General features: G+C 70.2%; 10 protein-coding genes. 4 read left to right on the top strand and 6 right to left on the bottom strand.

What is annotated here, in order from left to right:
• Positions 1–167 precede the first annotated feature (167 nt).
• Positions 168–1040 (bottom strand): 4-hydroxybenzoate octaprenyltransferase, encoded by an 873-nt coding sequence (ubiA, locus tag Aco03nite_RS52105; RefSeq protein WP_203810664.1) that lies wholly within the window; start codon positions 1038–1040, stop codon positions 168–170.
• Between the two features lie 55 nt (positions 1041–1095).
• Here ubiA and Aco03nite_RS52100 point away from each other — a divergent pair, with 55 nt between their 5' ends.
• Positions 1096–1944 (top strand): oxygenase MpaB family protein, encoded by an 849-nt coding sequence (locus Aco03nite_RS52100; protein ID WP_203810662.1) that lies wholly within the window; start codon positions 1096–1098, stop codon positions 1942–1944.
• Here Aco03nite_RS52100 and Aco03nite_RS52095 read toward each other — a convergent pair whose 3' ends face one another.
• From Aco03nite_RS52095 to Aco03nite_RS52080, 4 genes are read right to left on the bottom strand one after another with little or no spacing between them, the layout of a single operon-like run.
• The gene (locus Aco03nite_RS52095) at positions 1945–2436 is read right to left on the bottom strand and encodes an NUDIX domain-containing protein (RefSeq protein WP_203810660.1); all 492 of its coding nucleotides are present in this window, start codon (positions 2434–2436) and stop codon (positions 1945–1947) included.
• Positions 2437–2441: 5 nt separating this feature from the next.
• Positions 2442–2981, bottom strand: coding sequence for a hypothetical protein (locus Aco03nite_RS52090; protein WP_203810658.1), 540 nt, complete (start codon positions 2979–2981; stop codon positions 2442–2444).
• Complete coding sequence (locus Aco03nite_RS52085; protein WP_203810656.1) at positions 2965–4365, bottom strand: hypothetical protein; 1401 nt, start codon at positions 4363–4365, stop codon at positions 2965–2967. The genes Aco03nite_RS52090 and Aco03nite_RS52085 overlap by 17 nt, the downstream gene beginning before the upstream one ends.
• Positions 4365–4649, bottom strand: a complete 285-nt coding sequence (locus Aco03nite_RS52080; RefSeq protein ID WP_203810654.1) for a hypothetical protein — start codon at positions 4647–4649, stop codon at positions 4365–4367. The genes Aco03nite_RS52085 and Aco03nite_RS52080 overlap by 1 nt, the downstream gene beginning before the upstream one ends.
• A 166-nt stretch (positions 4650–4815) precedes the next feature.
• Between Aco03nite_RS52080 and Aco03nite_RS52075 the strand changes: the two genes are divergently transcribed.
• The 3 genes from Aco03nite_RS52075 (at position 4816) to Aco03nite_RS52065 (ending at position 8090) form a co-directional block, all read left to right on the top strand.
• Entirely contained in the window at positions 4816–6054 is a 1239-nt protein-coding gene (locus Aco03nite_RS52075; protein WP_203810652.1) for a macro domain-containing protein, read from the top strand.
• 78 nt (positions 6055–6132) lie between these two features.
• Positions 6133–7338, top strand: coding sequence for a GNAT family N-acetyltransferase (locus Aco03nite_RS52070; RefSeq protein WP_203810650.1), 1206 nt, complete (start codon positions 6133–6135; stop codon positions 7336–7338).
• Between the two features lie 14 nt (positions 7339–7352).
• Positions 7353–8090 carry a phosphotransferase gene (locus Aco03nite_RS52065; RefSeq protein WP_203810648.1) on the top strand — a complete coding sequence of 246 codons (738 nt, stop codon included), beginning with the start codon at positions 7353–7355 and terminating at the stop codon, positions 8088–8090.
• 1 nt (position 8091) lies between these two features.
• Here Aco03nite_RS52065 and Aco03nite_RS52060 read toward each other — a convergent pair whose 3' ends face one another.
• Positions 8092–8361 carry a Rossmann-fold NAD(P)-binding domain-containing protein gene (locus Aco03nite_RS52060; RefSeq protein ID WP_203810646.1) on the bottom strand — a complete coding sequence of 90 codons (270 nt, stop codon included), beginning with the start codon at positions 8359–8361 and terminating at the stop codon, positions 8092–8094.
• Between the last annotated feature and the right edge of the window lie 170 nt (positions 8362–8531).

Below are 8531 nucleotides of genomic sequence, written 5' to 3'. Positions count from 1 at the left end.
AGCCCGACCGGATGCACCCCACGATACGCAACAGCCGGAAACAGACAAAGTGGAGCAACGGGAGAACACTGAAACTAAGGATGGCATAGCCAAAAGCCCGACCGTGTCGCACCCTTCCCACCCCGACGATCGCCAGAGCACCCGGCCTTACGATCCCCTTACGCCCGTCACCATGGGACGAGGTGTTCCAGGGCAATGCCGGCGAAGACGGCCATCCCGACGAAGTTGTTGCTGGTGAAAGCGCGCAGGCATGCTTCTGGATCCCGGGTTCGGATCAGGTGCTGCTGGCGGGCGGCCAGCACAGCCGCGACGACCAAGCCGCCCGTGAACCACAGGCCATAATTCAGGTCTCGGCCGACCAGGGCCAGCGTCACCAGCGCTGCCGCCTGCAGCACGGCAATCGCCGGCCGGTCGAACGAGCCAAGCAGGATCGCGGTCGAGCGGATGCCGATGGCACGGTCGTCGGCCCGGTCGGCCATCGCGTACATGGTGTCGTAGGCGACCGTCCACAGCAGGCCCGCTGTGAACAGCAGCCACGCCGGGCGGGGCATCGGCTGGCCGTGGGCCGCATACGCCATCGGCACGGACCAGGTGAAAGCCACACCCAGCAGCAACTGGGGTGCGGGAAAGAACCGCTTGGCCAACGGGTAGGCGACCATCAGCGCGACGGCGGCCACGGCCAGCCAGCGGGTCCGGGTGTTCAAGGTGGAGACCGCGGCCAGAGCGACAACACCCAGCACAGCACACAGCACGACGGCTTCCACCGGGCTGACCTCGCCGGTCACCAGAGGGCGGTCGCGGGTACGGCGCACCCGTCCGTCGTACCGGCGATCGGCAAGGTCGTTGATCGCACAGCCGGCCGACCGGGTCAGCACGGTGCCCGCCATGAAGACGGCGAACACGTGCCCGTCCGGGCGACCGCCCGACGACGTCCAGAGCGCCCACAGAGTGGGCCACATCAACAGCCAGATGCCGACCGGCCGGTGCAGCCGGAGCAGTCGTCCGTAAGCTCCCAGCCGTTCAACGGCCCGATTCGTCACGTCGACGACAATCGACGGATCTGCCGCCGGCCGCGTCGGCAAGGAGTGCCTAGGGATGACGGACGACCGCACTGGCCTCTTCACGCCGGAGTCGGTGAGCTGGAAGGTTTTCGACGACCCGATCGTCGCTCTCGGGGGTCTGCGGAGCCTCTACCTGCAGGCGCTGCATCCCCGTGCGGTGGCCGCGATCGCACAGAACTCCTCCTACCGGATCGACCCGTGGCGGCGCCTGATCGCCACCTGGGGATTCCTGCGCACCATCCTCTATGGAACGTCAACCGAGGCACACGCCATGGCCGGCCGCGTCCGGCGGTTGCACGCCTCGATGCGGGCCACCGATCCCCGGACCGGCGAGCACTACCGCATCGACGAGCCGGAACTGCTGCTCTGGGTGCACGTCACCGAGGTCGAGTCGTTCGTGACCACGGTTCGCCGGGCCGGGATCCGGTTGAGTGACGACGAGGTCGACGGGTTCTACGCCGAGCAGCGCGTGTGCGCGGAACTGGTCGGTCTCGACCCCGCCGCGGTGCCCGGTTCGGCGGCCGAGGTGGCGGCCTACTACGACAGTGTGCGGCCCGAGCTGGGGCACACGCCGGAGGCGGCCGAGGTCGCCGGTTTCCTGACGACGTACCCGCCGGCCCCGGCGGCGGTGCGTAACCGGGCCGTCCGGCTGGCGCTCGACTCGGGTTCGGCGAACCGGATGTACAGCGGCCTGACCGTGACCGCCATCGGGCTGCTGCCGGGGTGGGCGCGCCGGCTCTACGGGTTCCGGGACCGGCCCTTCAACAACCTCACCACCGACCTTTCGGTACGGGCGACGCGGCTGCTGATCCATACCGGACTGCCTGACCGGCACCGTGTCCCGCCCATGCGCCAGGCGGCGCTGCACCGGGCGGGCCGGTGATCACAGACCGAGCCGGACCGGTTCGGGTGGTGGGCCGGCGGTCAGCAGGTCCGTCAGGGCGGTGGCCAGGTCGCGCGGTGAGAACAGGTCGGTGCCGGTGTGGGTGGTGATCTCCGGGAGTCGCCACCAGCGGAAGCCGGCCAGATGCTCCGCGGCTATCTCGTCGTCCGGCAGGTCGCCGCGGGGCTCGAAGTGTGGCGTACGGACGAGGAAGTAGTCGTTGACCAGGGCCGGCGCACGGCCCATCGCCTCGACCTCCTGATGCCAGACGAGGGGTGGATCCTCGGTGACCGTCAGGCCGGTCTCCTCGCTCAGCTCGCGGCGCAGTGCCGTCAGACGGTCCTCGCCGGGCTCGATGCCGCCACCCGGGGACGCCCAGACCGCGGTCGCCCCGTCCGGCACCGCCGGATGCGGCGGGATGAAACGGCAGAGCAGGATGCGGTCGTGCTCGTCCAGGATGACGGCGCGGACCGCACGGCGGATGTGGGGCACCGGGGTCACTCCGCGGGTCGGGAGCAGATCGTCATGAAGGATTTCCCGTTTTCCTGCTGGACTTCGGCCGCGTTCATCCAGCCGTTGGCGCCGAACAGGTAGCTTTCCGGCGGGTGTTCCGGTGACTCGCCGATGATTTTGGCCACCTCGGTTCGGGCGCCCCACGACTCCGGGCCCTGCACCGCGAAATTGAGCCACTGGGCTGTTGTCCAGTCGTACCCGGCAGGTAGAGGGTCTTCGATCTGCCAATCCGAGCCGGGGTCGGTGGGCAGCAGGTTCATCCGGTCCAGGCGGACGCCGGGTTTCGGGGCTGTCCACGTCTGCTCGGTGCTTGTCGAGGTGCCGACGTCGAAGGTCAGCGTCATGCCGAAGACGCCTTCGCACGGGGTGCCGGTCCACAGTTTCAGAACGCCGTCGTCGACCCGGAAACCGACCGCCGGAGGCAGCGGCGGCGTCAGTTGTGAGCCCGTTTCGCACGCGGTGGCCGACACCGCCACGAGCAGGGCGGCAAACGCGGACCGCAGCCGTCTAGTGATATCCGCCATCGGAGAGTCCCGCGTCCTCTTCGGTCTGGGTGCCGCCGGTGAGCTGTTCCCAGCCGTACGAGGCAATGAATTTGGTGTAACCCTCACGCGCCCACTGCTGGGAATGGCGCTCCTCGTGATGCAGGAGACGATCCAGATCAAGGCTTCCCGCGTACGGGCCGTCCGGGCCCTCGTACCAGTGCCGGCCCGATGCCACCACCTTTTGGAGCTGGTCGGCCGGGTCGTCGACGCTGTCGAGGTTCATCATGAACGTGTCGCCGTACATCGTTCCGCCTTGCAGGCTGAACCGGTCCTGGAGCCAGTTCCCGCCGACGCCCATCATCACGCCGTTCGGCGTGGTCACCAACCGTCCGCCGTTGAGGTGCACAAATCCGACGTCCTCGTCGTAACTCCAGGAATTGTCCTTCTGCCGTTCGACGATCCGCCGGTACTCCTCGGAGCCGTACGGCGTCGGCGTGAAGTCGGTCTGCTGGCCATTGGCGCCGTAATCGGTGCCCGCGTTCAGCAGGTAGGTCATCCGCACCGCCTTGGCCGCGTCGTCGCCGCTGATGCCCTCCGGCAGCAGGAAGAAGAACTTGTCGGTCCCGTCCTTCTCGACGTCTTCACGGAACTCCACCATCTGGTTGAAGATCCGGAAGTCGTCCGGCGTGATGTCATTCTCCGCGGCGATCGTCAGCATCGTCTCGATCGGCACACCCCGGCGGACCGCGTTCTCCAGCCATTGCCGGTAGTAAAGGGTCGTGGGCGCGGCGTTGAGCAACCCGGCGTCGATCAGCGCCTGCTCCATGTCGGCGATCTTCGCCTCGATCGCACCGTTCTTGCCGGCGTCGGCCAGGTTCTCCGCGTCGAGATCGCTGACATGACCGTCCTGCGCCATCCGCATCACCCGGGCCAGGGTGGTGTCGACGGTGACCGCCGCGGTGAGGATCGCGGTGGTTTCCTGCACCAACTGCTGCCGAATGGTCTCCCGATAACGGGCGGCCTCGGCCATCTCCTCGGCCTCGAACCGTGATCGGGGCGCCGGATCGGCCGCTTTGCCGTCCCGGATCGTGCCGTCGGCGCCGATGTGGAACTGGTGGGTGGCGGCCAGCGCGTCGTTGTCGGCGACGCGGTTCCGCACACCGATCGTCTCGTCCGCCGCGTTGCGCAGCGCCTGCTCGACCGCGGACAGTTCCGCGACCAGGATCTCGGCCCTGTTCCGGGTGGCCTTCAGCGAACTCCGGGCGGTCGCCCCGGCCTCACCGTGCCAGGTCGGCAGCCGTCCCGCGTCGTCGAGTTCGTCCTGCAGATCGACGAGTTTGCGCTGCCGGCCCCGCAGGGTGTCGGCCACCGTGTCGAGCGCACCGGAATCCCATTGGCGTACGTCGCCGTAAGTGATCGTCATCAGCCGAAGGCCTCCCGCGCGGCCTGGTCACTCTTCGCATAATCATTCGCGGACGCGGTGACCGATGCGCTCCACCTGTCGATCTCGTCCGCCCACTTGCCGGCCCGCTCGTTGAACGTCGTCGCCAGCAGGGCCGCGCCGGCCCCCGCGGTGCTGCCCGGCAGTGCCGTGGCGATGTCGTCCACGCCGGCCCCGGGTTTCACCGTGCTCGCCTGGTCGGCGGCGGATCCGGCCGCGGCGGCCGCTTTCCGCAACAGCCCGATCTGAACCTCGAATCCACTCACAGCCCGCGACCCCCGCCCTCCGAGCCGATCATCATCCGGCACCCTACTGGCAGGGCGCCAGGCACGCACCACCGTCATGGAATCCGCCGGCGCCGGCCGGTGACCCGCTGCGGTGGGACACGTTCGTGGTCAACGGCAGCGGACCATCGGACCTACATTGACAGGTATGGAGTCGACTTCGGTCCGGATGGGGTTCATGATCGATGTGGCCGGGTACGGCCGCCGGTCCGCACGTGCCAAGACCGACGTCCAGCAGCGGGTGTCCGCGCTGGTCACCGAAGTGCTCCGGGATCAGGGGCTGCGGCTCGACCAGACCTATCATCACGGCACCGGCGACGGCATGGTGGTCTTCCTGCCCGGCGAGATCGAGGTCCACCGGGCCCTGGTGCGGCTGCTGCGCTGCGCCACCGAGGTCCTGGCCGAGGACAACCAGCGTTACCAGGACCGGATGCGGCTGCGGATGGCCGTGGTGATCGGGCCGATCGGGCCGGCCGCGATCGGGTTCTCCGGCGACGCGATCGTGGAGGCGGGCCGCCTGGTCGACAGCGACACCCTGCGGGCCGCGCACGGCGCCGACCTGGCGGTGCTGATCTCCGCCCAGCTCTACGAGCACACCGTCCGGGAGGGGCACGCCGGTCTGCGGCACACCGATTTCCGGCCGGTCGAGGTGCAGGCCAAGGAGTACACCCGGCAGGCCTGGCTCTGGCACGGCCAGCCCCGCCCGGCCGCTGCCCCGGCGGCCGAACCCACGACGTACACCCTGGCGGCGGCCGGCGGCCCGGCCTGTGTGATCGGCATCCGGCCCGGGCGGATCCTGCGGGTCCACGACATGCAGATCTGGGTCAACAGCGAGAACACCGACATGGAGATGGCCCGCTTCAACGAGTTCTCGATCTCCAGCATCATCCGATACCACGGGGCACTCCGGGACGCCGCCGGGCATGTCGTCGACGACGTGATCGCCGGCGAGCTGTCCCGTGCGGTCGGCGGGCACCGGCCGGTCGCGCCCGGCGCCGCGTTCGTCACCGGCCCGGGAGCACTGGTAGGCACCCACGGGGTCCGCCGGATCATCCACGTCGCGGCCGTGCAGGGTGAACCCGGCGCCGGGTTCCGGCAGATCCGGCACGTCGGCGCCTGTGTGGCCAACGCCCTCGCCCTGGCCGAGCGGCTGGCCGCCGACGACCCGGCGATCCGGTTCATCCTGTTCCCGATGCTCGGCGCGGGCATGGCCGGGGCGTCCGTGACACAGACCGCCACCGAGCTGGTGGCGGCGGCCGCCGACCATCTGGAGTCGACACCCGGTTCGCTGCTGCACGGCATCCGTTTCCTGGCGTACGCCGACGCCGAACGCGTGGCACTCGGCGAGGCCCTGCGCGGCAACCCGTTGCTGACGCCGGCGCCGTGAGCCCGAAAATGGTTCGCCCGCGCCGGTACCGGCTGGAACAATCCGCAGACTCGATCAGCGGAGAGGCAGCAACAATCCATGGAGATCCGTTCCACCACCGAGCAGGACCTCGAAGTCTTCGTCGACACCATCCTCGCCGCGTTCGGGCGGTTCCGGGAGGCCCCGGCCGAGGACGACGGGAACCTGTGGTCGGCGTACGAGATGGATCGCCATCTGCTCGCCGTGACGGATGACGGGCGGGCGATCGGGACCGCCGGGGCGTACTCCTTCGAACTGACCCTGCCCGGTGAGATCATCGCCCCGGCGGCCGGGGTGACCGCCGTCGGCGTGCTGCCCACCCATCGGCGCCGGGGTGTGCTCACCGCGATGATGCGCCGCCAGATCGCCGATCTGCGGGCCCGGGGCGAGTTCCTGGCCGTGCTGCTGGCCAGCGAGGCCACCATCTACCGCCGGTTCGGTTACGGCCCGGCGACGTACGCGCAGCAGCTCAAGATGTCCCGGCAGCGGGCCGCCTTCGCCCTTCCCCCGGCGGACGACGGCGGATCGATCGAGCTGCGGCGCCGGGCCGACTGCGGCGAGATCATCGAGGAGCTGTACGACAGGTACCGCCGGGTACGGCCCGGCGCGCTGTCCCGCCCGCACCGCTGGTGGGCCCGCGGCGCGGGCCAGGCCCCGGTCTCGACGGCGGCGGCCCGCCACATCGCCGTGCACCGCGACCGCGACGGCGTCCCGGACGGGTACGCCAGTTACTCCCTCGACGACGCCGACATGCTGATCGTCGACGAGATCATCACCACCGACGACACCGTCGCCGCCGCCCTGGCCCGGTTCGCGCTCGGTCACGACATGGTCAGCGACGTCATGATCAAGCGGGTTCCGTCCGACGACCCGCTGCGCTGGCAGCTCGCGGACTTCCGGGCCGCCCAGGTCGCCGACGACGGTGACTGGCTCTGGGTGCGGCTGCTGGACGTGCCGCGGGCGCTGACCAGCCGCGGCTGGTTCACCGACGGTGAGATCGTCCTGGACGTGGACGACCCGTTCCTCGGCGAGCACCACCGCTGGCTGCTGACCGTGCGGGACGGCAAGGCCGACTGCATCCCGACCGACCGGGAGCCCGGCCTGTCACTGGACGTGACCGATCTCGGCTCGATCTACCTCGGCGGCACCAGTCCGAGCATGCTCGTGCGGGCCGGGCGTATCCGGGCCCACCAGCCGGGCGCGGCCGCCCTCGCCGACGACCTGTTCCGGGCCGAGCGGGTCCCGTTCTGCCTGCACTGGTTCTGAGAGGACCTTCTGACGTGGACGGGATCGAGGTCGTCGTCGCCCACTCCGAGCGGGTGACGCTGCGGGTCGGCGACGTCTTCCTCAAGGTGGACGCCGACCCGGCACGCCTGGACGCCGAGGCCGCCGCGATGGCCGCGGCGCCGATCCCGACGGCCCCGATCCTGTGGCGTCAACCGTCGGTGATCGCGCTCGGCGCCCTGCCCGGCACGGCTCTCGGCGTTCTCGGCGAGCCGTCGCCCGCCTCGCCCGCGGCCTGGGCCGCCGCGGGCGCCGCGATCCGCACGTTGCACGACACCCCGCCACCCGGGCGCCGGGGCCGTAACGCCGGCGCGCGGGTCCGGGCCGACCTGGAGACCGAGTGCGGGCTGCTCGTCGCCGGCGGACTCCTGCCCGCCGCCCTGGTCGAACGCAACCGGGCCGTCGCCGAGGCCGCGTTCCGGCCGGCCACCCCGCTGTTCACCCACGGCGACCTGCAGATCACCCACGTCTTCACCGAGAACGACCAGGTCACCGGGGTACTCGACTGGTCCGAGGCCGGGCAGGGCGACCCGATGTTCGACCTCGCCACGCTGACCCTGGGCCACGAGGACCGGCTCGGCGACGTCCTGTCCGGTTACGGCCCCGCCGACCCGGTCGCCATCCGCGCCTGGTGGTCGCTGCGCAGCCTGCTCAACGTCCGCTGGCTCGCCGACCACGGCTTCGACCCGTTCGCCCCCGGCTGCGAGGTCGACGTCCTGCGCGCCCGGATGTGACTCAACGGTTCACCAGGGTCAAACCCTCGGAGACCTCCCACATGCGTACGGCGTCCTCCTCGCTCGTCAGCCGGGAGTAGACGGGACGTTCCGCCGGGGCGCCGGCCAGACCACCGGGACCGCTCGGTCCGTAGAACCGCCCGCCCTCTGCTTCCGGGGCGGTCGCCGCGTACAGGGCGGGCAGCGCCGCCGACTCGACGGTGCCGGTCAGCCCCACCCGCGACAGCACCCGGATCAGGCGTACACCCGCGGTGTCCTTCGCCCGGCCCACCTCGGGCCGTGCGGCGAGCAGGCTGGTCGGCGCGATGCCGGGATGGCAGATGTTGCTGGTGATCCCCCATCCCCCGGCCAGGGTGCGACACGGTCGGGCTTTTGGCTATGCCATCCTTGGTTTCAGTGTTCTCCGGTTGCTCCACTTTGTGTGTTTCCGGTTGTTGCGTG

This window comes from Actinoplanes couchii, from assembly GCF_016862075.1.
In the GTDB taxonomy this organism is placed as follows: domain Bacteria; phylum Actinomycetota; class Actinomycetes; order Mycobacteriales; family Micromonosporaceae; genus Actinoplanes; species Actinoplanes couchii.
The sequence above is the reverse complement of the archived record's forward strand: the minus strand, read 5'-3'. Positions and strand labels throughout refer to the sequence as shown.